This is a genomic window from Thiohalocapsa sp. ML1, from assembly GCF_001469165.1.
Taxonomy (GTDB): Bacteria; Pseudomonadota; Gammaproteobacteria; order Chromatiales; family Chromatiaceae; genus Thiohalocapsa.
Genome location: NZ_JABX01000003.1, coordinates 11,371 through 36,229 on the forward strand (window position 1 = coordinate 11,371; position 24,859 = coordinate 36,229).

The following is a 24,859-nucleotide window of genomic DNA, read 5'->3' on the forward strand; positions in this document are numbered from 1 at the left end:
TTTCGATTGCGTACCGGTGATGTCTAAACCGTCACTTGTGTTGGGCGCGGTCCATGCGTTCTCCGCAGCAAAGCACTAGGCGCCGCGTTCTGCCGGGGCCTGTCCACCCCAGCCGAGTCCGCGGATGGCGGCGATGCCCTGGGCGCCGCGGGCGAAGCTTATGGCCAAGTGCTCGGGCCGCATGCCGCCCAAGGCGTAGACGGGCAGCGCGGCGGTATCCGCGAGCGCGGCGAAGCCCTCCCAGCCGAGGGTTTGCGCGTCGGGGTGCGTCGCGGTGGGCAGCACCGGCCCGAGCACGGCGTAGTCGAGCCCAAGCGCGGCGGCATGGGCGAGATCGGCGGCGTCATGGCAGGAGGCGCCCACCAGCGGCAGCGGCGGGCGGGAACGGAGCCGGGCGAGCGCGGCGGCGCGCAGATGCAGGCCGTCGGCACCGAGGCGTTCGGCCAGGGCGGCATCGCGGTTCAGCACCAGCCTGGCGCCGGCCTGCCGGCAAAGCGCCTGGGCCGCGTCGGCAAGCCGGGTGTAGGCGCCGTCGTCGAGGTCGTGCGCGCGCAGTTGCACCAGCCGTGCGCCGCGGGCGAGCGCCGCGGTCAGCCGGTGCAGAAAGGCCTGCTCGTCGCGCGGGTCGGCGCCGGTGATGAGATAGCGCTCCGGCAACCGCAGGGCATCGATGATGGGCTGATCCGCGGCCGGGAAGCGCGCGGGGTCCATGGCCTCCGGCGCCAGCCAGTCGAGCGGTTGTCCTTCCAGGCCCCGGGGGGTGCCGTCGAACGCGGTGACGAGGTGCACGTCGAGCAGCACGTGGCGGTCGCCGTAGTCGTGGTGGATGCGGATCAGCGGTCGCGCGGCGCGGACCTTGATGCCGAGCTCCTCGCGCAGCTCCCGCGCGAGCGCGCTGGCGACATCCTCGCCCGGCTCCAGCTTGCCGCCCGGAAACTCCCAAAGCCCGCCCTGGTGGACGCCGTCCGGTCGCCGCGTGACCAGCACCCGGCCTTGGGCGTCCGTGAGCGCGCCGGCGGCGACGTGGACCTGGCGACGACCGGTTGCGGCAGCGACCTCAGGTCCGATACTCGGCGTTGATCCGGACATAGTCGTAGCTCAAGTCGCAGGTGAGCACGCGCGCCGCGGCCTCGCCGCGCCCGAGCGCGACGCGGATGCGGAAGGCCTCCTGCGCCATCACGGCCCGCCCGGCGGCCTCGGTGTAGGCCGGGTCGCGGCCGCCGCCGCTGACGATGAGGCAGTCGTCGAGCCAGATGCGCACGCCCTCGATGTCGAGCCCGGCGATGCCGGCCCGGCCGACCGCGGCGAGGATGCGGCCCCAGTTGGGGTCGGAGGCGAACAGCGCGGTCTTCACCAGCGGCGAATGCGCAATGGTATCGGCGACGCGGCGCGCCTCGGCGGCGTCCGCGGACTCGACGACCTCGATGCCGACGAGCTTGGTCGCGCCCTCGCCGTCTTGGACGATGGCCGTGGCCAGCGCGTCGCAGACCTGATGCAGGGCGGCGGCGAGCGCCGCGGCGTCGTCGGAGCCCGCGCCGACCGACGCACCGGTCAGCGTGCCGGCGGCGCACAGCACGCAGGCGTCGTTGGTGGACGTGTCGCCATCGATGCTGATGGCGTTGAAGGTGTCGGCGACGGCCTCCTGCAGCAGTTGCAGGAGCAGGTCGCGCGGCACGGCGGCGTCGGTGGCGAGGAAGGCGAGCATGGTCGCCATGTCCGGGCGGATCATGCCCGCGCCCTTGGCCATGCCCAAGACGCTCGCCGTGCGCCCGCCGCTGAGCGTGCAGCGCACGAGCGCGGTCTTGGGCTTGGTGTCGGTGGTCATGATGGCGCGGGCCGCAGCCTCCCAGCCGTCCTCGCGCAGATCGGCGGTCAACCGCGGCAGTGCGGCGGCGATGCGCTCCACGGGCAGATACTCGCCGATGACGCCGGTGGAGAAGGGCAGCACGGCCTCCGGCGCGCAGTCGCCGGCGGCCCCCAACGCCACGCAGCAGGCCTCGGCATCCGCGAGCCCGCGGGCGCCGGTGCCGGCGTTGGCGTTGCCGGAATTGATCAGCAGATAGCGCGGCCGGCCCGCTGCCAGGTGCCGGCGCGCGAGCTGCACCGGCGCGGCGCAGAAGGCGTTGGTCGTGAACACCGCCGCGGTCTCGGCGGTCGGCGGCAGCGCAAGCAGCACCAAGTCGTCCCGGCCCTGATAGCGGATGCCGGCGGCGCCGGCGGCGACGCGCACGCCGGCGATGCGAAGTCCGTCCACAAGTTTCTCCTTTGGCGTCAGGCCATCTTGCCGTGGCACTGCTTGTACTTCTTGCCGGACCCGCAGGGGCAGGGCTCGTTGCGCCCGACCTTCCGGTCGCCGCGCACATAGGGCTGCTCCGGGGCCGCCGCCGGCTGGCGGCCGTCCGCGCCGCGGGCCGGCAGCGGTGCGCCGGCGTCGGCGCCGATCTCGGCGGGCTCCGGCGCGCTGCCAAGGCCGCTGAAGGTCTCGTGCTTAAACTGGAACTCGCGCTCCGCGCGCGGCGCCGGGGCAAGCTCCTCGGGCGAGCGCACCTGCATGCGCGACAGAGTCTTGACGACCTCCTCCTTGATGTTGCCGAGCATGGCCGTGAACATCTCGAAGGCCTCGCGCTTGTACTCCTGCTTCGGGTTCTTCTGCGCGTAGCCGCGCAGGTGAATGCCCTGGCGCAGGTAGTCCATCTGCGCGAGGTGGTCCTTCCACTGGCTGTCGAGCGTCTGCAGCATGACGGCCTTCTCGATCTGACGCATGGTGTCCGTGCCGACGAGCTTCTCCTTCTCGACGTAGTGCCCGGCCAGCGTGTCGGCGATGCGCCGGCGTAGCGTCTCCTCGTGCAGATCGTGGTCCTCGTCGAGCCAGCGCTGGATCGGCCAGTCGCCGCCGAAGAAGTCCGCGAGCGCCTGGGAGAGGCCGGGGATCTCCCACTGCTCCTCCAGGCTATGCGGCGGGATGTGAGCGTCGATGATGCGGTCGAGTACGTCCGCGCGCATGGCGATGACGGTTTCGGCGATGTCCTCGCCGTCCATCAGCTCCCGGCGCTGCTCGTAGATGACCTTGCGCTGGTCGTTGGCGACGTCGTCGTACTCCAGCAACTGCTTGCGGATGTCGAAGTTGCGTCCCTCGACCTTGCGCTGGGCGTTCTCAATGGCCTTGGTCACCCAGGGGTGCTCGATGGCCTCGCCCTCCTGCATGCCCAGGCGCTGCATCATCCCCGCGACCCGGTCGGAGGCGAAGATGCGCATCAAGTTGTCTTTGAGCGACAGGTAGAAGCGCGAGCTGCCCGGGTCGCCCTGGCGGCCGGAGCGACCGCGCAACTGGTTGTCGATGCGCCGCGACTCGTGCCGCTCGGTGCCGATGACGTGCAGGCCGCCGGCCTCGATGACGCGCTGGTGGCGGGCCTTCCAGTCCGCCTTGATGCGGTCGCGCTCGGCGTCGTCGGCCGCGCGCTCTAGCTCTGCATCGAGGTTGCCGCCGAGCACGATGTCGGTGCCGCGACCGGCCATGTTGGTGGCGATGGTGACGGCGCCGGGCTCGCCGGCACGGGCGACGATGCCGGCCTCGCGCTCGTGCTGCTTCGCGTTCAGGACCTCGTGCTCGATTGTCTCGGCCTTGAGCAGCCGCGACACCAGCTCCGAGGTCTCGATGGAGGCGGTACCGACCAGCGCTGGCTGCCCGCGCTCGACGCAGTCCTTGATGTCGTCGATGATGGCGCGGTACTTCTCTTCCTGCGTGAGATACACGAGGTCGCCGCGGTCGTCGCGGACCATCGGCACGTTGGTTGGGATGACCACCACCTCCAGGCCGTAGATCTGCTGGAACTCGTAAGCCTCCGTGTCCGCCGTGCCGGTCATGCCCGCGAGCTTCGGGTAGAGCCGGAACAGGTTCTGGAAGGTGATCGACGCCATGGTCTGGTTTTCGGGCTGGATCGGCGCACCCTCCTTGGCCTCGACGGCCTGGTGCAGCCCCTCCGACCAGCGCCGGCCGGGCATGGTGCGGCCGGTGAACTCGTCCACGATGATGATCTGCCCGTCGCGGAGGATGTAGTCCACGTTCTTCTGGAACAGCGCATGGGCACGCAGCGCCGCGTAGACGTGGTGCATCAGCACGATGTTCGCGGCGTCGTAGAGGCTCTCGCCCTCGTTCAATAGGCCCATGTCCGTGAGCATGGCCTCGACCTTCTCGTGGCCCTCCTCGCTCAGATAGACCTGGCGCGCCTTCTCATCCACGGAGAAGTCGCCGGGGCCAAAGTCCGGCTGACCCTCGTCGTTGGTGACGGGCTCCTGGCGGGTCAGCGACGGGATGATGGCGTCGATGCGCAGGTACAGATCCGTGCTGCCCTCGGACGGGCCGGAGATGATCAGCGGCGTGCGCGCCTCGTCGATGAGGATCGAGTCCACCTCGTCGACGATGGCGTAGAAGGGGTCGCGCTGCACCCGCTGCTCGGGCGTGAACGCCATGTTGTCGCGCAGGTAATCGAAGCCGAACTCGTTGTTCGTGCCGTAGGTGATGTCGGCGCCGTAGGACTCGCGCCGCGTGCACGGGCGCAGGTGCCGGTGGCCGTGCTCCCCGGCGGCGGGGTCAAAGGCCGCATCGTAGATAAACGACGCCGTGTCCGGCCCCATGCCGCCGGAACTGTTGATGACGCCGACGCGCAGGCCCAGGAAGTCGTAAATCCGGCCCATCCAGGCCGCGTCGCGGCGGGCCAGGTAGTCGTTGACGGTCACGACGTGCACGCCCTTGCCGGGCAGCGCGTTGAGGCAGGCGGCCAGCGTCGCGACCAGGGTCTTGCCCTCGCCGGTGCGCATCTCGGCGATCTTGCCGTCGTGCAGCACCATGCCGCCGACGAGCTGCACATCGAAGTGGCGCATGCCGAGCACGCGCTTGCCGGCCTCACGCACGACGGCGAACACCTCCGCGAGCAAATCGTCGAGGGGCGTACCCTCGGCGGCCCGCTCGCGGAAGCGCTCCATGCGCCCGCGCAGCTCCGTGTCGCTCAAGGCGCCGATCTCGGCCTCGAGCGCGTTGATGGACTCGGCTGTCTTGAGCAGCCGCTTCACCAACCGCTCATTGCGGCTGCCGAAGACCTTCTTGAAAACGTTCAAACCCATGATTCGCCCCCGCAGGGACCCCGCAAGCAGCAGAAATCGGCACAGGATACCGGATCGACGGCTGGCGCGCTGACGCCGCCCCCTAGCGAGGCTTCCCCTCAGACCGACGCGTCGTGCTTATCGCTATCGAGATCGCTATCGAAATCGAGCCGAGCGGCAACGATCCCGATCCCGACGCACCCGGCCAGTCCGACGCCCGTTCGAAACCTGACTCATCTGCAAACATTCGGCGCCCCAAGCAATCCAGCGAGGCAGAGCCTCAGACCCACCGGGGCACGGAGCTTCGTCTTGCGCCGCCCGCTCGTTGCCGCAACGGAACCAAAGGGCCGAGGCCGAGGGCCGAGGAGGTCGGCCTTGGGCACTTGGCCCTCGGTCCTTTCGCCTTGGCGCCGAACGCGACAACGCCGCGCCCGCCTGGCAGGCGAGCGCGGCGTTGTCGCGTTCGGCGTTTTGCTTAGAGCCGCGCGACGCGGGACTTGTGGCTCAGGTCCAGGTACTGCATCGGGTTCACGGCCTCGCCATTGCGCCGGACCTCGAAGTGGATGTGCGGCCCGGTGGAACGGCCGGTGGAGCCGAGCTTGGCGATGACCTGGCTCTTGCGCACCACGTCGCCCTCCCGCACGAGGTTGCGCGAGTTGTGCGCGTAGCGGGTCTCCAGACCGTTCGGATGGCGCAGCTCGACGATGTTGCCGTAGCCACCCTTCCGCCCCGAGAAGATCACGACGCCGTCGGCCATGGCCACGATGTCGGTGCCCGTCGGGGCTGCAATGTCGATACCTTTGTGCATGCTGTAGCGCCCGGTGATCGGGTGCCGGCGATAGCCGAACTTCGACGTGACGACACCGCCCACGCGCAGCGGCCAGCCTTCCGGCGTGGTGTGGCGCTTCAGGTCGCGCTCCATGATCAGGGTTTCGAGGAGGCCGAGCTTGCGCTTGCGATCGTCAAGCTCCGACAACACCTTAGCCAGATCTTGGCCAACGTTATCCACGCTGCTGCGTCGCAGCGTCGCGCCGTCCGGACCGCCGGAGGGCGCCGGGTTGTCGAAATCGAACTCGTCCTGGTCAAGCCCCGCCATTTCTACTAGGCGCTGGCCCAGCGCGTTGATGCGCATGATCTCGGCCTGCAGCATGCCGACCCGGGCCCCCAGGGCATCGAGCTCGCCGATGGTGGGATCGGCGCCAGCGACGGCATCGCCCGGGCTGGGGGCCAGCGGCTTGACTGCCGCGACCTCGACATCGCCGATGCGGTGCTTGCCGAGCCAGAAGCCGACGCCACCCGCGGCAAGGGATGCGGTCATGACCGCGAGCAGGAGAACCGATGTATGCCCGGCTTGCGCTCGCGGGCGTAAGGTCATCGAATGTCGCATGTTGATACGCTCTTGTCTGTCTTCGTTATCGCGAGGCCTCCGTATCGGCCCCGCCCCCCAAAGTTTCAGCGTCGTGACATGCGCGCGAACCGTACCGCGGTACTCACGCAATCAGGAGCCTCATTCCGTGCAGCCCAATGCCCGACACGTCCGTCGATTCCTCTGCAGCAGCGACGCCGTTTCGGCGTTGCTTGAGGAGCTCTCGCGGCGCGAGGCGCTGCTCGCGCGGCTGCGCTCCTTGCTGCCAGCCGCCGTGGGCCGGCATTGCACTCAGGCCACCATCGAGGATGGCCGGTTGACGTTGTGTTGTGATTCGCCCGCTTGGGTCGATCGTCTGCGGTTCCTGGCGCCAGAGCTCCTAGCTGCCCTCGCCGCGGAGGGTGCAGCCGTTCGGGAATGCCGGGTGCGGGCACTGCCGGACCCGACGCAAAGCAGTGACCAGGCGGCGAGCACGTCGCAGCCCGGCGCGGCGCGTCCAGAGGCAGCGGCGGCCGTGGCCAGGGCGGCCGACGCCCTCGGCGCGTCACCGCTCGCAGAGAGTCTGCGGCGGCTTGCCGATACCTTGCGTGGAAGCTGATTCATGGCCCGTGCCGGTGCGGCCGTGGCAGCGCGGGTCAGCCCGCGAGCACCGGTTGACCAAAGCCGATGGGCGCCTTGGCCGGGTCGTCGAAGGTGACCTCCTCCCACGCATCCTGTTGGGCGAGGAGCGCCCGCAGCAACCGGTTGTTCAGCGCGTGGCCGGACTTGTGCCCGACGAAGGCGCCGATCAGTGGCCGGCCGAGGAGATACAGATCGCCGATGGCATCAAGGATCTTGTGCTTGACGAACTCATCCTCGTAGCGGAGCCCGTCGTCGTTCAGCACGCGGAAGTCGTCCACCACGACGGCGTTGTCGAGGCTGCCGCCAAGCGCGAGGTTCTGCGCACGCAGGGCTTCGATGTCGCGCAGGAAGCCGAATGTCCGCGCCCGGCTTACCTCTTTGACGAAGGAGGCGCGGGAGAAATCCACCACCGCGGACTGTGCGCGGGAGGTGAAGGCTGGATGCTCGAAGTCGATGGAGAAGCCAACCCGGAAGCCCTCATAGGGCTCAAAACGCGCGAACTTGTCACCGTCTTCGACGGTCACGGTCCGCTTGATGCGGATGAAGCGCTTCGGGCGCGACTGCTCCTCAATGCCGGCCGACTGCAGCAGGAACACGAAGGGTCCGGCGCTGCCGTCCATGATGGGCACCTCGGCGGCGCTCACGTCGACGTAGGCGTTGTCGATGCCCAAGCCGGCGAAGGCCGAGAGCAGATGCTCCACGGTCGATACGCGGGCGCCGTTCGCCTCCAGCGTGGTGGACAGTCGCGTATCGCCCACCCGCGCCGGGCAGGCCGGAATGTCCACCGGCGGGTCGAGATCGACACGCCGAAAAACAATGCCCGTGTCGGGTGCGGCCGGACGCAAGGTGAGGTAGACCTTGGTACCGGTATGCAATCCAACGCCGGTGGCGCGGATCACGTTTTTGAGCGTGCGCTGACGGATCACTGTCGCTTCCCCTTGCCGCTGCGTTGTGTTGGCCAGCTACGGGCCGGACCGGAACGCAAATTGCGATGTTTTGACGCCGGGTACCGACGCTGCCAAACGGCAGCGTCGCCCAACCTGTGCTTGACGCATAGGTTAGGGTTTTCCCGAATTATTATCAAGCATCAAATGCGATTGCAAGCGAAGCGTCTGTTTGCGCTTGAGTTATTGCGCTAGGGATTGCCCTAGCGCAAGTTTTCCGCACATCAATCCGCCTGTCGGCGCAGGAAGGCCGGGATGTCAAGGTAGTCCAGATCGGACCCGCCCTGGTCACCGCCGCCCGCCGCGACCCGCTTGTTGCGAATGTACGCGGGCTGGTCCATGTCGCGGTAGTCCGGCGTCATGCCGTCCTTGTCGCGGTTGTTGATCAGGCGCATCTTCGGCTCTTCGCTGGCCATGCCCGAGTGGCGCGAGCCTAGCCCGGTGGCGACGACGGTGACGCGCAGCTCGTCTTCGAGCTCCGGATCGATGACGGTGCCCACAACGACCGTCGCGTCGTCGTCCGCGAAATCGCGCACGGTGTTGCCGACCTCGTCGAACTCGCCGATGGACAGGCTGAGCCCCGCCGTGATGTTGACCAGGATGCCGCGGGCGCCAGCGAGGTCGATGTCCTCCAGCAGCGGGCTGTTGATGGCCGCCTCGGCCGCCTCGCGGGCACGATTCTCACCGCGCGCGGCGCCGGTGCCCATCATGGAAACACCCATCTCGGCCATCACCGTCTTGACGTCGGCGAAGTCCACGTTGATCAGACCCGGGCGGGTGATCAGCTCGGCGATGCCCTGGGTCGCGTTCAGCAGCACGTCGTTGGCAGCGCTGAAGGCGCTGAGCAGCGTCATGTCCTTGCCAAGCACCTGCAGCAGCTTCTCGTTCGGGATCGTGATCAGCGAGTCCACGTGCTTGGCAAGCTCGGCGATACCGGCGCAGGCCACCTTGCCGCGCTTGCCGCCCTCGAAGGGGAAGGGCTTGGTGACGACAGCGACGGTCAGGATGCCCAGCTCGCGGGCCACCTCGGCGACGACGGGCGCGGCGCCCGTGCCGGTGCCGCCGCCCATACCGGCGGTGATGAACACCATGTCGGCGCCTTCCAGGGCGTCCTTGATGCGGTCGCGATCTTCTTCCGCGGCCTTGCGGCCGATGTCCGGGTCGGCGCCGGCGCCGAGACCCTTGGTGATGCCTGCACCGAGCTGCAGGATGGTCTTGACGGTGGCGTTGTCGAGCGCCTGTGCGTCGGTGTTGGCGCAGATGAAGTCCACGCCCTCGATGTTGGCCGCCGCCATGTGGTTGACCGCGTTGCCGCCGCCGCCGCCGACGCCGATGACCTTGATGACCGCGGTTTGGGTCTGGGTATCCATAAGCTCAAACATGATGCATTGCCTCTTGTGTCGCTGTTGCCTGCCTGACTGCCATCCCCTCGGGCCGCGGGGAGCCTATGCCCGATTTCTGCCTCGCCGTGCGGTGGTCCCGCCCGGCGATCGATTCGTGAGCGCGGCGTCAGCCGCCGCCGAACCACCTGCGCATGCGCGCCCAAAGCCCCTGGCGCTCCGCGTACTCGGAGCCCGCGGCGAAGCGATGTTGCTGCGCGTAGATGAGCAGGCCCACGCCGGTGGCATAGACCGGGTCGGCCATGGTGTCGTCGAGCCCGGTGACGTACTGCGGCACGCCGATACGCACGGGCATGTGGAAGACCTCTTCGGCCAGCTCGACCAAGCCGTCCATCTTCGCGCTGCCGCCGGTGAGCACGACGCCGCCGGCGACGAGGTCCTCGAAGCCGCTGCGGCGCAGCTCGTTCTGGAGCAGGGTCAGCAGCTCCTCGTAGCGGGGCTCGACCACCTCGGCCAGGGTCTGGCGCGAAAGCTGGCGGGCCGGGCGCTCGCCGATGCTCGGCACCTCGATATCCTCGTTCACGCCCTTCGAGCTCAGTGCGCAGGCATGGCGGATCTTGATCTGCTCCGCGTGCTGGGTCGGCGTGCGCAGCGCCACCGCGATGTCGTTGGTGACCTGGTCGCCGGCGATGGGGATGCAGGCGGTGTGGCGGATGGCGCCGTCGGTGAACACGGCCATGTCCGTGGTGCCGCCGCCGATGTCCACCAGGCAGACGCCGAGCTCCTTTTCGTCGTCGCCGAGCACGGCGTAGCTGGAGCTGAGCTGGCCGAGCACCAGATCATCCACTTCGAGCCCGCAGCGGCGGATGCACTTGACGATGTTCTGCGCGGCGCTGACGGCGCCGGTGACCATGTGCACGCGCGCCTCCAGGCGCACGCCGGACATGCCGATGGGCTCGCGGATGCCCTCCTGGTCGTCGATGATGAATTCCTGGGGCAGGATGTGCAGGATCTTCTGGTCCGCCGGGATCGCCACCGCGCGCGCCGCGTCGATGACCCGATCGACGTCCGCCTGCACCACCTCGTGGTCCTTGATGGCGGTGATGCCGTGGCTGTTCAGGCTGCGCACGTGGTTGCCGGCGATGACGGCGTGCACGGAGTGGATCTCGCAGCCGGCCATCAGCTCGGCCTCCTCCACCGCGCGCTGGATGGACTGGACAGTAGACTCGATGTCCACCACCACGCCCTTCTTGAGCCCATGGGACGGATGGGTGCCGATGCCGATGATCTCGATGGTGTCGTCGGCCTTCAGCTCGCCCACCAGCGCGGCCACCTTCGAGGTGCCGATGTCGAGCCCCACCAACAGGTTCTTTTCACTACGTCTGGCCATGCCAGTCAGCTCCGTTGCCGTGATTGGGTTGCGGCCACGCGCTCGGGCCGTGCGTCTGTCCTCGGGATCCAGCGCACCGCGAAGCCGTTGCTGTAGCGCAGGTCGATGCGGGTGGGGATGCCGATGGCCTCCACCTGCGGATAGGCCGCGAGCAGCCGCTCGAAGCGCGTCTCGATGTCTTCGGTGCCGAGGTAGAGCTCGGTGCCGCCGAGCAGGGTCAAGGTCCAGTCGCCGCGAGCATTGCGCACCACCGCGTCGATGATGAGCCCCAGCTCGGAGAGCTTCGGGTGCCAGCGCTGATAGCGCTCCACCACGTCGGGCGCAAAGTCGTCGGCGCCGGCCAGGCGCACGAGCCCGGCCGGCAGCACGCCGTCGCGCGGCCGGAACACGATGCCCTCGGCGGTGACGAGTCCGTTATCGCCCCACTGCGCCATGGCCTCGTGCTCGGTGACGGTGAACACGAGCCGATCCGGCCAGACCCGCCGCACGCTCGCGCGGTGGATCCAGGGCAGGTCCTCCACCTGCCGCTTCAGCGCCGCGAGGTCCTGGGTCAGGATGCCGCCGTCGATGGCGTCGGCGATGGTCTGCTGCAGTGACTCCCGCGACAGCCCATGCATCTCGCCGTCCACGGTGACGACGCGCACGGGCAGGAGCCGCGGCTCCCACTCCAGCGCGATGAAGCCGCCGCCGATCAGCCCACTGATAATGGCCACCGCCGTCAGCAGCCGGCCGACGAGCGCGAGGCTGCTCGGGCGCGCCGGTATCGGCGCCTGCTTCGGCGCCGGCGTAGGCGCCGGACCCTGGGCGGTGCTCGGCTGCCAGCTCATGCGCGGGCCTCCCCGGCCAGGCTCGTAGCGAGCACGCGCAGGCACAGCTCATCAAAGTCGATGCCGGCGGCCTTTGCCGCCATCGGCACCAGGCTGTGGTCGGTCATGCCAGGCACGGTGTTGACCTCCAGCAGCTTCGGCGCGCCGTCGGCGTCGAGCATGAAGTCCACGCGGCCCCAGCCGGAGGCGCCGACGGCGTCGAAGGCGCGCACGCACAGCGCCGCAAGCTCCGCCTCCTGCGCCGCCGGCAGCCCGCAGGGGCAGTGGTAGCGGGTCGTGTTGGCGAAGTACTTGGCCTCGTAGTCGTAGAAGCTGTTCGGCGTCTCCAGGCGAATCAGCGGCAGCGCCTCGCCCTGGAGAATGGCGCAGGTGAATTCCGCCCCCGGCAGCCAGCGCTCCGCGAGCACGGTGCGGTCGTACTCGGCGGCGGCGCGCCAGGCGGTGGCCAGCGCCGCCGCGTCCTCGACCTTCGCCATGCCGATGCTGGAGCCCTCCTGGGAGGGCTTGATCATGAGCGGGAAGCCGAGCTGCGCCGCCGCCGGCAGGTCCGCCTCGGCGTGCAGCAGCGCGAACTCCGCCGTCGGGATGCCGGCACCGGCCCACAGCAGCTTGGTGCGGTACTTGTCCATGCCGATGGCGGAGCCGAGCACGCCGGAGCCGGTGTAGGGCAGGCCGATGCGCGCGAGCGCGCCCTGGATCTGCCCGTCCTCGCCGCCGCGGCCGTGCAGGATGATGAAGGCCCGATCGAATGCGCCGGCGCGCAGCACCTCCAGGACGTCCGGGCCGGGGTCGATGTCGTGGACATCCACGCCCGCGCGCCGCAGCGCCGCGCCGACGGCCGCGCCGCTTTTCAGCGAGATCTCGCGCTCGGCGGCATCCCCGCCAAGCAACAGCGCTACCTTGCCGAACTGCCCCGGATCGAGAGTCGTCATTGGAAAGCCCCCACCCGACGGACCTCGGGTATCAGTCGGACGCCGTGGCGACGCTCCACCTCCGCCTGTACGTGATCGATCAGGCGGGCGATGTCCCGCGCCGTGGCGTCACCCAAGTTGATGATGAAATTCGCATGCTTCGGCGACACCTCGGCGCCGCCGCAGCGCAAGCCCTTGAGCCCGCAGGCCTCGATGAGTCGCGCGGCGTGGTCGCCGGGCGGGTTGCGGAACACCGAGCCGCAGCTCGGCAGGCCCGTGGGCTGGGTGGCGGCGCGCCGGTCCAACAGTTGCCTAATGCGCGCCTGCGCCGCCTGCGTGTCGCCGCTCGGGAGCGCCAGCTCCGCCTCCAGGAACCACTCGCCGGGCGGGATCGCGACGTGCCGGTAGCCGACCTCGAAGTCGGCGGGCGGGCGCTCGCGCAGCTCGCCGGCCCGATCCAGCGTGCGCACCAGCGCCACCAGCGGCCAGGTCTCCCCACCCCAGGCGCCGGCGTTCATGGCCAGTGCGCCGCCGACGGTGCCGGGGATGCCGGCGAAGAACTCGAGCCCCACCAGGCCCTGCCGGGCGGCGAAGCGCGCGGCCTTGGCGCAGGCCACGCCGGCCTCCAGGCGCAGGCGGCCGGGGGCCATCAGATCCATGCCCGCGAGGCAGCCCTGGGTCTCGACAACGGTGCCGGGCCAGCCGGCATCGTCGATGAGCAGATTGCTGCCGAGCCCGATCCAGAGCAGGGGCTCGTCCGCGGGCAGCGTGCGCAGGAATGCGATCAGGTCTGCCCGGTCCGCGGGCCGATACAGCCGCGCGGCCGGGCCGCCGACGCGCCAGGTGGTGTGCCGGGCGAGCGGCTCGTCGCGGCGGAGCTCGCCGCGCGGCGCGGGTTTGGTTTGGCCGTTCATCGGACCACGCGCCCCCGGCGGGCGGCTCGGCGCGCGGGTTCGGGCCGGCGTTGGGCGGCGCTGTCAGAACGCATCGTCGTCACCGTCCGACAGCAGATGCGGCAGGCGCGCCGCGAGACCGCCAATGTCCCCGGCGCCGGAGACCAACACCACGTCCCCGTCCACCAGCGTGTTGTCGAGCAGGTCCACGACCTCACTGAGGTTGAGCGCGAACAAGGGCTCCAGGCCACCGCGAGCGCGGATGGCGCGGGCCAGGCTGCGGCCGTCGGCGCCCGCGATCGGCTGCTCACCGGCGGCGTAGACCTCGCACAGCACCAACTGGTCCGGCTCGGAGAGGACATGCACGAAGTCGTCGAACTGCTCCTGCGTGCGCGTATAGCGGTGCGGCTGGAATACCAGCACGAGCCGGCGCTTCGGCCAGCTACCCCGGGCCGCGGCCATGGTGGCGGCAAGCTCGGTGGGGTGATGACCGTAGTCGTCGATGAGCGTGATATCCCGGTCGCCGCGCATGCGGCAGTGGCTGACGACGAAGCGCCGACCGACGCCCTGGAAGCCCGCCAGCGCCCGGCGGATCGCGTCCTCATCGACGCCGAGCTCCAGCCCGACGGCGACGGCCGCAAGGGCGTTTAGCATGTTGTGGCGCCCGGCGAGGTTGAGCTCGATGGGCAGCACCGCCCCGCCCGGCAGGTGCGCATCGAACAGCATGCGCGTGCCCTGCTGGCGCACGTTGTCGGCGCGCACGTCGGCGTCGGCGCGGGTGCCGTAGGTCACCACGGGGCGGCCCATCAGCGGCACCAGGGAGGCGACCTCGTCGTCATCCACACACAGCACCGCGAGGCCGTAGAAGGGCAGGTGATGCAGAAACTCCAGGAAGGTGTTGCGCAGCCGGTTGAAGTCGTTGCCGTAGGTGTGCATGTGGTCGGCGTCGATATTCGTGACCACCGCCAGCATCGGCTGCAGAAACAGGAAGGACGCGTCGCTCTCGTCGGCCTCCGCGACCAGGTACTTGCTGCTGCCTAAGCGCGCGTTGGCGCCGGCGCTGTTGAGCAGCCCGCCGATGACAAAGGTCGGGTCCAGGTCGCCCTCGGCCAACACGCTCGCGATCAGGCTCGTCGTCGTGGTCTTGCCGTGGGTGCCGGCCACGGCGACGCCGTAGTGGAAGCGCATCAGCTCGGCCAGCATCTCGGCGCGGCGCACCACCGGGATGCGCCCGGCGCGGGCGGCGACGATCTCCGGATTGGTCGGGTCGATGGCCGTGGAGACTACGACCGCGTCCACGTCTTCGACATGCTCGCCGCTATGCCCGATGCAGACCCGGATGCCGAGCCCTTCGAGCCGCTCGGTGACCTTGCTCGCGCGCCGGTCCGAGCCCTGCACCTCGTAGCCCAGGTTCGCCATCAGCTCGGCGATGCCGCTCATGCCGGCCCCGCCGATGCCAATGAAGTGGAGCCGCCGCATGCGGCCCATGTAGCTCGCGGAATGGGTGTTGTGGGCGTTCATGCTGCTGCCTGCAGGGGATGGGCCGAGGGCCGAGGGGACAAGGCATCGCGTTCCTTAGCCCTTGCGCCTTCGCCCCGCGCACCGTTTGCACCGACGCATGACGTCCAGTGGCGGGTCATGAGCGCCGCTCCGAGCCTGCAGCCAACGCCACGCAGGCCTCGGCGATGCGTTCCGCCGCGTCCACCCGCGCCTGCGCGCGTCCGGCCTCGGCCATTGCCAGGCGCTGGTCGGGGTCTGCGAGCAGCTCGCGCAGATGCTCCGCGAGGAGCGCCGGCGTCAGGTCCTTCTGGATGATGAGCCGGGCCGCGCCAACGTCCGTGAGCCAGCGGGCGTTGCCCACCTGGTGGTCGTCTACGGCATGCGGAAAGGGCACGAAGATGGCCGGCACACCCGCGGCGGCGATCTCGGACACCGTGAGCGCGCCAGCGCGGCAGACCACCAGGTCCGCCCATGCGTAGGCGGCGGCCATGTCCGCGATGAAGGGCGTGACCTCGGCCGTGACGCCTGCTGCCGCGTAGGCGGCCTGGGCGACATCAAGGGTCTTCTCACCCGCCTGATGCCGGACCTGCGGTCGCGCGGCCTCATCGAGCAGTGCCAACGCCGCCGGCACCGTCTCATTCAGCGCCTTGGCGCCCAGGGAGCCGCCCACCACCAGCAGCCGCGGCGAGCCCGAGCGGCCTTGCAGACGCTCGGCCGGCGGCGGCAGCGCGGCGATGTCGGCCCGCACCGGGTTGCCGCTGGCGACGGCGTTTCGCGCGGCGGGGAAGCTGCCCGGGAAGGCCTCGAACACGCGGTCCGCCAAGCGCGCAAGCCATTGGTTGGTTAAGCCCGGAACACTGTTCTGCTCCTGGATCACCAGCGGCCGGCCCTGCAGGCGCGCCGCGAGCCCGCCCGGGCCGGCAACGAAACCGCCCATGCCGAGCACGGCGTTCGCGCCGCGACGGCTCAGGATGCCGGCGGCCTCGCGCACGGCGCCGGCGAGCTTGAACGGCGCCGACGCGAGCGCACCGAGCCCCTTGCCGCGCACGCCCTGGATGCCGACCCACTCCATCTCGAAGCCGTGCTCAGGCACAAGCCGTGCCTCCATGCCGGCGTGCGTGCCGATCCAGAACACCTCCGCCCCGCGCGCGCGCAGCACCTCGGCCACGGCCAACGCCGGAAACACGTGCCCACCCGTGCCGCCGGCCATGACAGCAAAGCGGAAGGGCCGAGGGCCTAGGGCCAAGGCCGCAGCCGGCGCGTCGGGCGCTTGCTCCTCGGCCCTCGGCCCTAGCCCCTTCTTCACCGCCATGTCGCCCCCCGCTCACGCCTGTTGCGCTCCCGCGGCGAGCGCACCGGCGGCACCGGGCGCTCGCGGTGCAGGCCGCCCTCGGGGATCGGCTCCAGGGTCTTGCGGCGCAGCTCGAAGTCGATGCGCAGCAGCACGGCGGTGACCATCACCGCGACGATGAGCGCGTTGCTGCCGTAGCTTAGGAAAGGCAGCGGCAGCCCTTTGGTGGGCAGAAGCCCGGTGTTGACGCCGACATTGATGAAGGCCTGCATCCCGATAAGCAGCCCAAAGCCGTGCGCGACGTAGCAGGAGAAGGTATCCCCCTGGCGGCGCGCCCGTGCCCCGATCTCGAAGGCCCGCCAGGTGATGAACGCGAACAGCGCGACGATGACGAGCACGCCGACCAGGCCTAGCTCCTCGCCGACGACGGCGAGCAGAAAGTCCGTGTGCGCCTCCGGCAGGTAGAACTGTTTCTGGATGCCGTTGCCGAGGCCGACGCCGAACCATTCGCCACGGCCAAAGGCGATCAGCGCCTGGCTTAGCTGGTAGCCGGTGTTGAAGGGGTCGTCGAACGGGTTGACGAAGGAGGTGACCCGTTGCAGCCGGTAGGGCTCGATGATGATCAGCGCCACCAGCCCCGCGAGGATCAGCGCGCCGAGCACGACGAAACTCATGATGCTGACGCCGCCGAGGAACAGGAGCCCCATGCTGGTGGCGAGGATCACCGCCGTGGTGCCGAAGTCCGGCTGCGCCATGATCAGCAAGCTGGCGATGCCGATCAGCACCATCGGCCGCAGGAACCCGGTGATGCTCGTCTGCACCTCCAGCTCCCGGCGGATCAGGTAGCCGCCGAGATAGATCACCGACGTGAACTTGACCAGCTCCGACGGCTGCAGGTTCAGCACCCCGAGCGGGATCCAGCGCGTCGCGCCATTCACGGTCCGGCCGACGCCCGGCACCAGCAGCAGCGCGAGCAGCGCGATGGCGACCAGCATCAAGAGCGGCCCCGCACCCTCCCAGGCCCTCGGCGGCACCGCGAAGCAAAGCGCACCGCACGCGAGCGCCAGGCCCAGCGCGACCCCGTGTCGCAGCACGAAGAAGAAGGGGTCGTCGTAGTTGCGGTCCGCCATCGGCATCGACGCCGACGTGACCATGACGAAGCCAAAGCCGAGCAGGAACAGCACGGCCACCAAAAGACCCCCGTCCAGCATCTGCTCACGGCGTTCCAGGCGGCGCCGACGACGAATGCCATGCGTAGACTCGACCACCAGGGTTTGGCTCATCGTGTACCCCTACGCGTGCAAGCTGCGATGCGCCCTCGGCCCTCGGCCCTTGGCCCTTCCTTCATGGCACCCACCTCCCCACCGCCTCCGCGAACGCGCGCCCGCGGTGGCGGTAGTCGTCGAACATGTCGAAGCTCGCGCAGGCCGGCGACAGCAGCACGCAGTCGCCGGGCTTGGCGAGCGCCGCGGCCTGGCGCACCGCATCGTCCATGTCCGCGGCGCGGTGCAGCGGCACGGTTTCGGCCAGCGCCGCGGCGAGGTCGTCCGCATCGCGGCCGATCAGGACGACGGCGCGAGCCGCGCGGCGAACTGCGGGCGGGAGCGGCGAGAAGTCCGCGTCCTTGCAGTCGCCGCCGGCGATGAGCACGGCCTTGCGGCGGCTCGGGTCCGGCACCAGCCCGGCCAGGGCCGCCACGGTGGCGCCCGGGTTGGTGCCCTTGGAATCGTTGATCCAAAGGATGTCGTTGTGGTCGGCGACCAGCTCGCTGCGATGCGACAGCCCGCGGAAGCGGCGCAGCACGTCCAGCATCGGCTCCCGCGGCAGCCCGCAGCGCTCGCCGAGGGCCAGCGCCGCGAGCGCGTTGGCCAGGTTGTGGGTGCCCGGCAGCACCAGATCGTCCACCGGCAGCACCGACTCGTCGCCGGCGCAGATCCAGTCGGCGCCGCGGTGGGAGCAGATGCCCCAGTCGCCCGGGAGCGGCGCGCCCAGCGTGAAGCCAATCTGCTCGGCGACGCTGGCGGATAGCCGCACGGAGGCCTCGTCGTCGCGGTTCACTACGGCACTTGCCGCGTGCGCGAAGATTCGCTGCTTGGCCGCACCATAGGCCGCGAGGTCGGGATAACGGTCCATGTGGTCCGGCGACAGATTCAGGATGGTGGCGGTGACCAACGCCAGTGAGTGCGTCGTCTCGAGCTGGAAGCTGGACAGCTCCAACACGTACAGCTCCACGTCGTCGCCGAGCAGGTTCAACGCTGGCTCACCGAGGTTGCCGCCGATGCCGGCGCGCAGCCCCGCTGCCAAGGCCATCTGCCCGAGCAGCGTCGTCACCGTGCTCTTGCCGTTGGTGCCGGTGATGCCGACAACGGGCGCCTTCGCGGCCTGCGCAAACAGCTCCACGTCGCCGACCACGGGCGTGCCGGCCGCCATGGCCCGGGCGACGGCCGGTGTCGTCAGCGGCAGCCCCGGCCCGACGATGGCCAAGTCCGCGGCGGCGAAGGCCGCATCATCGAAGCCGCCCAGCATCAGCGCCACGTCGGGCAGCTCCGCGCGCAGCGTCGCAAGCGCCGGCGGCGCCGCACGGCTGTCAGTGACCGCGACGGTTGCGCCGCAGCGATGCAGCCAGCGCGCACAGGAGAGGCCGGTGGGGCCCAAGCCCACCACCAGCACCTTCATGCCGGCGAGCGCGGATGGTGTCAGGTCCGCGACGTTCATCGGATCTTGAGGCTCGCGAGGCCAATCAGCACCAGCACCACGGTGACGATCCAGAAGCGCACGATGACGCGCGGCTCCGGCCAGCCCTTGAGCTCGTAGTGGTGGTGCAGCGGCGCCATGCGGAAGATGCGCTTGCCGGTGAGCTTGAAGGACGCCACCTGCAGCATCACGGAGACCGTCTCCAGCACGAAGATGCCGCCCATGATGAACAGCACGATCTCCTGCTTGGCAACGACGGCGACGGCGCCCAGGGCGGCGCCGAGTGCAAGCGCGCCGACATCGCCCATGAACACCTGTGCCGGATAGGTGTTGAACCACAGGAAGCCCAAGCCCGCCCCGGCGATGGCGCCGCAGAACACGACCACCTCGCCGACATCTGCCACGTAGGGGATGCGCAGGTACTCGGCGATGGCGCTGTTGCCGGCCGCGTAGACCATGATGCCGAGGCCGCCCGCGACCATGGCCGTCGGCACCACGGCGAGGCCGTCCAGGCCGTCGGTCAGGTTCACGGCGTTGCTGGAGCCGACGATGACGAAGTAGGCGAACAGCACGAACAGTGGCCCGAGCTGGATGCTCACGTCCTTCAGGTAGGGCACCAGCAGCGCCGTCTCGCCCGGCGTCGTCGCGCTCAGGTAAAGGTACAGCGCGGCGGCAAGCCCGAGCACCGTCTGCCAGAAGTATTTCCAGCGACCGGCGAGTCCCTTCGGGTCTTTCAGCACCAGCTTCTTGTAGTCGTCGACGAAGCCGATGGCGCCGAAGCCGAGCGTCGTCAGCAGCACCACCCACACGAAGCGGTTGTTCAGGTCCGCCCACAGCAGCGTGCTGACACCGATGGCCACCAGCATCAGCGTGCCCCCCATGGTGGGCGTGCCGGCCTTGGAGAAGTGGCTCTCGGGGCCGTCGCGGCGCACCACCTGCCCGACCTTGTAGCTGCTGAGCCAACGGATCAGGGGCCGCCCCACCAGGAGCGAGATGCCGAGCGCCGTCAGCACCCCGAGGATGGTGCGCAGCGTCAGATAGCGGAACACGTAGAAGCCGCTGTCGAGCTGGCCGAGCCAGTCTGTGAGCCAGAGCAGCATCAGCAGGTCCCCCGCGGCAGGGCGGCGGGCCGCGGGCCGCGGCCCGAGCGGACGACTGCAATCAATTCCCTGGCAACCGTGTCGTGACCCTTGCGCCGCTCCCCCCGAAGCGATGCGAACCACCGGCCACGACCGTCGCCACGGCTGTCGGCGATGCGCCCGGCAGCGCCGGTGCCCGCCGCCGACAGCCTGCCCCCGAACCCGATGTGCCGTGCGCCCGGCGTGCAGCTACGCGTCATGGGTGCCGACCCTCCCATTCTGTCTGCGCCTGCACCACCTGCGCACGGTCGCTGAACTTGACTTTGAGCTCGCCCATGTCCTGGACGGTCTCGTTGCCCTTGCCCGCCACCAGCACGGCATCGTCGCGGCCGGCGCGGGCGAGCGCAGAGCGGATGGCGAACGCGCGCTGCCGCTCGACGACGACGGCGTCGGGGCGCTGCATGCCGGCGAGGATGTCCTCAATGATCCGCGCGCCGTCCTCGAAACGCGGGTTGTCGTCCGTCAGGATGACGCGGTCGGCGAGCCGCTCGGCCACCGCGCCCATTGCCGCGCGCTTGCCGGCATCGCGCCCGCCGCCGCAGCCGAAGACCGTGATGAGCCGCCCGCGGCAATGGCCGCGGACCTCCGTCAGCGCCTGCTCAAGCGCCGCGGGCGCATGGGCGCCGTCCACCACCGCGAGCGGACGGTCGCCACCGCCGAACCGCTCCATGCGGCCGGGCAACCCCTGCACCGTGCCGAGACGCGCGAGCGCGCTGTCGAGCGGCTCCTCGCGGCTCAGCAGCACGGCGAGCACCGCGAGCAGGTTGGCCACCTCGAAACGGCCGATGAGGCCGGCGCGGAACTGCCCGCTGCCGACGCTGGTATCGACGTCCACGAGGAAGCCCTCGGCGTCCGCGTTGACCTGCCGCGCCCAAACCGACAGGTCGGCCGCGGGCGGTGCCGCCGCGCCCTGCCCGTAGCGGGCGACGCGCACGTCCGGCGCCAGCCCTGCGGCCATGTGCTCGCTGGCCGGGTCGTCGGCGTTCAGCACGGCCCAACGCAGGCCCGGCATGCGAAAGAGCCGGCGCTTGGCCGCCGCGTAGGCGGCCATGTCGCCGTGGTAGTCCAGGTGATCGCGGCTCAGGTTCGTGAATACGGCGTGACTGAACCGAACCGCGCCGACGCGGCACTGGTCCAGCGCGTGCGAGGACACCTCGATGGCGACGGCCTCGGCACCGTCGGCCGCGAGCTGCGCCAGCGTGCGCTGCATCGCCACGGCGTCGGGTGTGCAGAGCGCGGGCGCCGCGTCGGCGCGCCCAAGGGCATCCGGAAAGCCGTGCCCTAGCGACCCCATGACCGCGCACCTGAGCCCGGGCCATCCGGTATCGGCGGCCAGCGCGCGGGCGAGGTAATGCGTGACGCTGGTCTTGCCGGCGGTGCCGGTGACGCCGAACGCCTCGAGCAAGCCGCTCGGCTCCCCAAAGAAACGCGCCGCAATCTCTGCGGCGCGTTGGGCGAGGTGGGGTACCGGGATCACCGGCAAGGCCAGCTCTCCCGCGAGGCGCCCCAGCTCCGCCTCGCCCCAGGCCGCGTCCGGCTCCGCGACAATGGCGACGGCGCCGCGCTCGACCGCCGCCTCGGCGTAGGCGAGCCCATGCCTGCCGCGGCCACGACAGGCCAAGAACAGGCTGCCCGGCGTGGCCTCGCGGCTGTCCAGGGTCAGCGCCATGACGCGCGCACCGGACTCGAACGGCTGCACGGCAAAGCCCGCCAAGAGCTCGCCGAGGGGCCAGTTGGGCCGCACGGGGCCGCGCGATGTGAGCCCGACGGCGCTCACCGCTGCGCCTCCCGCTTGAGCCCGGCCAGCAGGAGCTCGGCCTGCGGATCATCCGGTGCCACGTTGTAGAGCCGCAGCGCCGCCTGCATGACCTTGGCAAAGGTCGGCGCGGCGACGATGCCGCCGTAGTAGGACTCGCCGCGCGGCTCGTCGATCATCACGACCATGGCGAAGCGTGGGTTCGAGATCGGCGCCATACCGGCGAACACGGATTGGTACTTGCCGGGCGCATAGCCGCGCCCGGTAGCCTTCTTGGCGGTGCCGGTCTTGCCGCCGACGCGATAGCCCGCGATCTTGGCGCGCCGGGCAGTGCCCTGGTCGGAAACGACGGTTTCCATCATCGTGCGCGCGGCACGCGCGGTCTCGGCGGAGAAGACGCGCTCGCCCTCGGGAATGCTGTGCTGGCGCTGCAGCGACACCGGCAGGCTTACGCCGTCGTTCGCGATCACGGCGTAGGCGTGCGCAAGCTGCAGCGAGGTCATGTTGAGCCCGTAGCCGAACGCGAGCGTGGCGTGCTCGAAACGCGACCAGCGCTCGTACTGGGGCAGAAAGCCGGTGCGCTCGCCGGGAAACTCGACGCCGGTCACCTTGCCGAAGCCGAGCCGACTGTAGGTCTGCCACAGCACCGCACGGTCCATGCGGTGCGCGATCTTGACCACCCCGATGTTGCTGGACTTGGTGATGATCCCGGTGGCGCTCAGCACGCCGTAGTTGCGGATGTCCTTGACCCGGTTGTTGCCGACCTGGAGCACGCCCGGCGACGTATTGACCGGCGTGGTCGGGTTGATGATGCCCGCATCCAGCGCGGCCGCCACGACGATCGGCTTCACCGTGGAGCCGGGCTCGAAGACATCGGTCAACGCCCGATTACGACGGTTCTCCACCGGCTCGCTGCGGGCGGCATTGGGGTTGTAGGCGGGCTGGTTCACCATGGCGAGCACCTCGCCATTGGTGATGTCGAGCAGCACGGCGGTGCCGGACGTGGCCTTGTGCTCGGTGACCGCGCGCTTGAGCTCGCGGTAGGCGAGGAACTGGAGCCTTCGGTCGAGGCTCAAGGTCACATCCTCGCCGTGGCTCGGTGGCCGGATCTGCTCGACTTCCTCGACGACAAGCCCGCGCCCGTCCTGGATCACGCGCCGGGCGCCGGGCGCCGCACGCAGCCGGCTCTCGAACGTCAGCTCGACGCCCTCCTGGCCAATATCGTCGACATTCGTGAAGCCGACCACTTGGCCGAAGGTCTCGCCGGCCGGGTAGAAGCGGCGGTACTCGTAATCCATGCCGATACCGGCGAGTCGCTCGGCATCGATGACCTCGCTGACGGCGTCCGCGACGTGCGGCTCGACCCGCCGACGCAGGTAGATGAAGCGGCGACCCTGCTGCGCGGAGTTGGTGGTACGCGCCGTGAGCTCGGCAGGCGGCAGCTCCAGCGCCGTGGCGAGCGCCGGCAGCGCCTCGCTGCGTTCGCCGAGCAGAAGCGGGTCGGCCCAGACCGTGGACATGGAGGTGCTGAGCGCGAGCGGCTGGCCGTTGCGGTCGGTGATCATGCCGCGGCGGGCCGGGATCTCGCGCTCGCGCAGGAAGCGCTTCTCGCCCTCGTCGCGCAGAAACTCGTGCTCCAGCACCTGGCGGTGGAAGGCCGCGGCGACCACCGACAGGCCGGCGGCGGCCAGCATGAGCCCGAGCGCGGCACGGCGGGCTGCGAAGTTCGGCGGGCACCGGCGCGCGAGCTCGGCGCGGCGCAGGCGCGCCTTCATGCGCTCTCGGCTTTTGCGTCGCTCAAAGACCATCGCTATCACTCCGACTGGCTGGCACTTCCACCACCCGCACCTCGCCGCCGGCCGGCATGATCATGTCGAGCCGGGTCCGGGCGCTGTCCTCAACGCGGGTATGCGAGGTCAGCGCCGCCTCTTGGATCTGCAGGCGGCCCCATTCCACGTCGAGGGAGTCGCGCGCGGCGCGCACCTGCTGCAGGGCGCTGAATTCCTGCCGCGTCAGATACTTCACGTAGATCACGGCGACGCCGGACACGAGCACCGCCAGGGCGAGCGCGAGCGCCACCGTGAGCGCACCCCGGTTGATGCCGGGCTCCTCGCGCGCGCTCATGGCAGCCGCTCCGCGACGCGCAGCACGGCGCTGCGCGCCCTCGGGTTCGCGCGGACCTCGTCGTCGCCGGCGCGCACGGGGCCGCCGATGGGCTTGAGGCGCCGCGGCAACTGGTCGTCGGTGACCGGCACGCCCTTCGGCAGCGCGGCGCCGCTCGACTCGTCGCGAATGAAGCGCTTGACGATCCGGTCCTCCAGCGAATGGAAACTGATCACCACGAGTCGGCCGCCGACGGCGAGCAGATCGGTCGCGCCCGCGAGCAGCGAGCGCAACTGGTCGAGCTCGGCGTTGACCTGGATGCGTAAGGCCTGGAAGGTGCGGGTCGCCGGGTGCTTGCCGGGCTCGCGCGTCGGCACCGCACGCTCACAGAGCGCTGCCAGCTCACCGGTGGTGGCGAGGGGCGCGGTGGCACGGGCGGCACAGACGGCGCGGGCGATGCGCCTGGCGAAGCGCTCCTCGCCGTAGTCCTTTAGGACGCGGGCGATGTCGCGCTCGGCGGCGCCGGCCAGCCAGCCCGCGGCACTTTGCCCGCTCTCGGGGTCCATCCGCATGTCCAGCGGGCCGTCGGCGGAGAAGCTGAAGCCGCGCTCGGGCCGATCGAGCTGCGGCGACGAGACGCCGAGGTCTGCAAGCAGGCCGTTGACGCGGCCCACTAGCCCGGCCGCTCGCAGGTGCTCGGGCAGCTCCGCGAAGGCAGCTTTAAGGACGTTCAGGCGCGGCTCGGCCGCGGCCAGCGCAACGCCGGCGGCGACTGCCGTCGGATCACGATCGGCCACCCAGAGCCGCCCGGCAGGGCCGAGCCGCTCCAGGATGGCGCGCGCATGACCGCCGCGCCCGAACGTGGCGTCCACATAGACGCCGTCCGCTTGTACCCCCAAGGCCTGCATGCTTTCCCCCAACAGGACCGGAATGTGTTCTCGCGAGTCCATGCGTGCTTGTATGTTGTTCGTTGTTTTGGGCTCG

Annotated in this window: 20 protein-coding genes; 1 reads left to right on the forward strand and 19 read right to left on the reverse strand. The window is 70.0% G+C overall.

What is annotated here, in order from left to right; all coding sequences use genetic code 11:
• Positions 1 to 75: 75 nt before the first annotated feature.
• The 4 genes from ML01_RS02440 to ML01_RS02455 form a co-directional block, all read right to left on the reverse strand.
• Positions 76 to 1,089 (reverse strand): Nudix family hydrolase, encoded by a 1,014-nt coding sequence (locus tag ML01_RS02440; RefSeq protein WP_058553817.1) that lies wholly within the window; start codon positions 1,087 to 1,089, stop codon positions 76 to 78.
• Positions 1,058 to 2,254 carry a bifunctional glutamate N-acetyltransferase/amino-acid acetyltransferase ArgJ gene (argJ, locus tag ML01_RS02445; protein WP_156427521.1) on the reverse strand — a complete coding sequence of 399 codons (1,197 nt, stop codon included), beginning with the start codon at positions 2,252 to 2,254 and terminating at the stop codon, positions 1,058 to 1,060. Before argJ ends, ML01_RS02440 begins: the two co-directional genes overlap by 32 nt.
• Before the next feature lie 17 nt (positions 2,255 to 2,271).
• A complete protein-coding gene (gene secA, locus ML01_RS02450) occupies positions 2,272 to 5,121 on the reverse strand; it encodes a preprotein translocase subunit SecA (RefSeq protein ID WP_058553818.1) in 2,850 nt (949 codons plus the stop codon).
• Positions 5,122 to 5,575: 454 nt separating this feature from the next.
• On the reverse strand, positions 5,576 to 6,418 hold the full coding sequence (locus ML01_RS02455; protein WP_254045113.1) for a M23 family metallopeptidase: 843 nt from the start codon (positions 6,416 to 6,418) through the stop codon (positions 5,576 to 5,578).
• Between the two features lie 196 nt (positions 6,419 to 6,614).
• On the opposite strand from ML01_RS02455, the gene ML01_RS29490 reads away from it, so the two are divergent.
• Positions 6,615 to 7,064: a DciA family protein gene (locus ML01_RS29490; RefSeq protein WP_162267949.1), complete on the forward strand. Its 450-nt coding sequence runs from the start codon at positions 6,615 to 6,617 to the stop codon at positions 7,062 to 7,064.
• Between the two features lie 37 nt (positions 7,065 to 7,101).
• On the opposite strand, the gene lpxC is transcribed toward ML01_RS29490, so the two are convergent.
• The 15 genes from lpxC to rsmH all read right to left on the reverse strand — a co-directional run bounded on the left by lpxC (position 7,102) and on the right by rsmH (position 24,825).
• Positions 7,102 to 8,013 (reverse strand): UDP-3-O-acyl-N-acetylglucosamine deacetylase, encoded by a 912-nt coding sequence (gene lpxC / locus ML01_RS02465; RefSeq protein WP_058553821.1) that lies wholly within the window; start codon positions 8,011 to 8,013, stop codon positions 7,102 to 7,104.
• A 242-nt stretch (positions 8,014 to 8,255) separates the two neighbouring features.
• Positions 8,256 to 9,413: a cell division protein FtsZ gene (gene ftsZ, locus ML01_RS02470; RefSeq protein ID WP_058553822.1), complete on the reverse strand. Its 1,158-nt coding sequence runs from the start codon at positions 9,411 to 9,413 to the stop codon at positions 8,256 to 8,258.
• 127 nt (positions 9,414 to 9,540) lie between these two features.
• Positions 9,541 to 10,761 (reverse strand): cell division protein FtsA, encoded by a 1,221-nt coding sequence (gene ftsA, locus ML01_RS02475; protein ID WP_058553823.1) that lies wholly within the window; start codon positions 10,759 to 10,761, stop codon positions 9,541 to 9,543.
• Between the two features lie 5 nt (positions 10,762 to 10,766).
• Complete coding sequence (locus tag ML01_RS02480; protein WP_058553824.1) at positions 10,767 to 11,588, reverse strand: cell division protein FtsQ/DivIB; 822 nt, start codon at positions 11,586 to 11,588, stop codon at positions 10,767 to 10,769.
• A complete protein-coding gene (locus tag ML01_RS02485) occupies positions 11,585 to 12,520 on the reverse strand; it encodes a D-alanine--D-alanine ligase (RefSeq protein WP_058553825.1) in 936 nt (311 codons plus the stop codon). Before ML01_RS02485 ends, ML01_RS02480 begins: the two co-directional genes overlap by 4 nt.
• Positions 12,517 to 13,413, reverse strand: a complete 897-nt coding sequence (gene murB, locus ML01_RS02490; RefSeq protein WP_058553826.1) for a UDP-N-acetylmuramate dehydrogenase — start codon at positions 13,411 to 13,413, stop codon at positions 12,517 to 12,519. Before murB ends, ML01_RS02485 begins: the two co-directional genes overlap by 4 nt.
• 63 nt (positions 13,414 to 13,476) lie before the next feature.
• Complete coding sequence (murC, locus tag ML01_RS02495; RefSeq protein WP_058553827.1) at positions 13,477 to 14,913, reverse strand: UDP-N-acetylmuramate--L-alanine ligase; 1,437 nt, start codon at positions 14,911 to 14,913, stop codon at positions 13,477 to 13,479.
• A 115-nt stretch (positions 14,914 to 15,028) separates the two neighbouring features.
• Positions 15,029 to 16,102 carry an undecaprenyldiphospho-muramoylpentapeptide beta-N-acetylglucosaminyltransferase gene (murG, locus tag ML01_RS02500; RefSeq protein WP_058553828.1) on the reverse strand — a complete coding sequence of 358 codons (1,074 nt, stop codon included), beginning with the start codon at positions 16,100 to 16,102 and terminating at the stop codon, positions 15,029 to 15,031.
• Positions 16,103 to 16,194: 92 nt separating this feature from the next.
• Positions 16,195 to 17,466 (reverse strand): putative lipid II flippase FtsW, encoded by a 1,272-nt coding sequence (gene ftsW, locus ML01_RS02505; RefSeq protein WP_082673885.1) that lies wholly within the window; start codon positions 17,464 to 17,466, stop codon positions 16,195 to 16,197.
• Between the two features lie 61 nt (positions 17,467 to 17,527).
• Positions 17,528 to 18,898 (reverse strand): UDP-N-acetylmuramoyl-L-alanine--D-glutamate ligase, encoded by a 1,371-nt coding sequence (murD, locus tag ML01_RS02510; RefSeq protein ID WP_058553829.1) that lies wholly within the window; start codon positions 18,896 to 18,898, stop codon positions 17,528 to 17,530.
• Positions 18,895 to 19,977, reverse strand: coding sequence for a phospho-N-acetylmuramoyl-pentapeptide-transferase (gene mraY, locus ML01_RS02515; protein ID WP_058553830.1), 1,083 nt, complete (start codon positions 19,975 to 19,977; stop codon positions 18,895 to 18,897). The genes murD and mraY overlap by 4 nt, the downstream gene beginning before the upstream one ends.
• Positions 19,978 to 20,212: 235 nt before the next feature.
• Complete coding sequence (locus ML01_RS02520) at positions 20,213 to 21,793, reverse strand: UDP-N-acetylmuramoyl-L-alanyl-D-glutamate--2,6-diaminopimelate ligase (RefSeq protein ID WP_058553831.1); 1,581 nt, start codon at positions 21,791 to 21,793, stop codon at positions 20,213 to 20,215.
• Positions 21,790 to 23,580: a penicillin-binding protein 2 gene (locus ML01_RS02525; RefSeq protein ID WP_082673886.1), complete on the reverse strand. Its 1,791-nt coding sequence runs from the start codon at positions 23,578 to 23,580 to the stop codon at positions 21,790 to 21,792. Before ML01_RS02525 ends, ML01_RS02520 begins: the two co-directional genes overlap by 4 nt.
• Entirely contained in the window at positions 23,570 to 23,896 is a 327-nt protein-coding gene (gene ftsL, locus ML01_RS02530; RefSeq protein WP_058553833.1) for a cell division protein FtsL, read from the reverse strand. Before ftsL ends, ML01_RS02525 begins: the two co-directional genes overlap by 11 nt.
• Positions 23,893 to 24,825: a 16S rRNA (cytosine(1402)-N(4))-methyltransferase RsmH gene (rsmH, locus tag ML01_RS02535; RefSeq protein ID WP_058553834.1), complete on the reverse strand. Its 933-nt coding sequence runs from the start codon at positions 24,823 to 24,825 to the stop codon at positions 23,893 to 23,895. Before rsmH ends, ftsL begins: the two co-directional genes overlap by 4 nt.
• Between the last annotated feature and the right edge of the window lie 34 nt (positions 24,826 to 24,859).